The organism is Companilactobacillus halodurans (assembly GCF_009600985.1).
In the GTDB taxonomy this organism is placed as follows: domain Bacteria; phylum Bacillota; class Bacilli; order Lactobacillales; family Lactobacillaceae; genus Companilactobacillus; species Companilactobacillus halodurans.
This window is the reverse complement of the sequence record NZ_VDFP01000173.1, coordinates 1-1279: the sequence shown is the minus strand read 5'-3', so window position 1 is coordinate 1279 and position 1279 is coordinate 1. Positions and strand designations below refer to the sequence as shown.

The following is a 1279-nucleotide window of genomic DNA, read 5'->3' as shown; positions in this document are numbered from 1 at the left end:
AGTAATCTTTTAGATTATTTAGAAAAGGATGATCTGGTAGTTTTCAATGAATATAATCGTTTGATTGAACAATCTAATGATAATAAAGCTGAGAATCAGTCATGGCTTGCTAGTCAATTAGAATTTGGTAAAGCTTTGCCAGAACAGAAAATTCGTCAAGATTTTATTGAAAATATCAAGGATGATCAGCATGCACAGATTTATCTTTCAACATTCCAACAAGGTATGGGACATATTCGTTTGAATCAGTTACAAAATGTTTCGGTTCGTTCGATGCAACAATTCTTTAGTCAGATGCCACTTTTGAAGTCAGAAATTGAACGTTGGCAAAAGCAAGAATACACGGTTATTTTGACAATTAGTAATGAAAAACGAATTAATGCCATCAACAATACTTTGGTGGATTTCGGTATCAAGGCAATCTTGACCACAAGTGATAAAGTGATTGAGAATCAAACACAGATTATGAATGCCAATTTGAGTGCTGGCTTTGAAATGCCAGAGGAGAAATTTGCAGTAATTACTTAAAAAGAGCTTTTCAATCGTCAACCTAAAAAACGTCGTCATCAAACTTTAGCTAATGCAGAACGTTTAAAGAGTTATAACGAATTGAAGCCTGGAGATTATGTAGTTCATGTCAATCATGGTATCGGTAAGTTTATCGGTATGCAGACGATGGAAGTTGATGGTAAACATCAGGACTATATAACAATTGAATATCGTGATGATGGTCGCTTGTTCATTCCTGTAACACAGTTGGATATGGTTCAAAAGTATGTTTCAGCTGAAGGAAAATCGCCGAAGATCAATAAACTTGGCGGTAACGAATGGCAAAAAACAAAACGCAAAGTTCAATCTAATATTGAAGATATTGCTGACGATTTGATTGATCTTTATGCTAAACGTGAAGCTGAGAAGGGTTTTGCTTTTCCCAAAGATGATTCAATGCAGACAGACTTTGACAATGCCTTTCCATATCCAGAAACTCCGGATCAATTACGGTCAATTGATGAAATTAAACGTGATATGGAAAAACCACATCCAATGGATCGCCTTTTGGTTGGTGACGTTGGTTTTGGTAAGACAGAAGTGGCTTTAAGAGCTGCTTTTAAGGCAGTTGAGGCAGGCAAACAAGTTGTCTTCTTGGCGCCTACTACTTTATTGGTACAACAACATTACGAAACAATGAAAGATCGTTTTGATGGTTTTCCAGTTAATATTGGAGTTTTGTCACGTTTTCAAACTCGTAAGCAAAGCAAGGAAACAATTGAACAATTAG

General features: G+C 35.8%; 1 pseudogene. It reads left to right on the top strand.

Annotation, left to right across the window (positions count from 1 at the left end):
- Window positions 1-1279, top strand: a pseudogene (locus FHL06_RS13385) (CarD family transcriptional regulator); the annotation flags it as partial.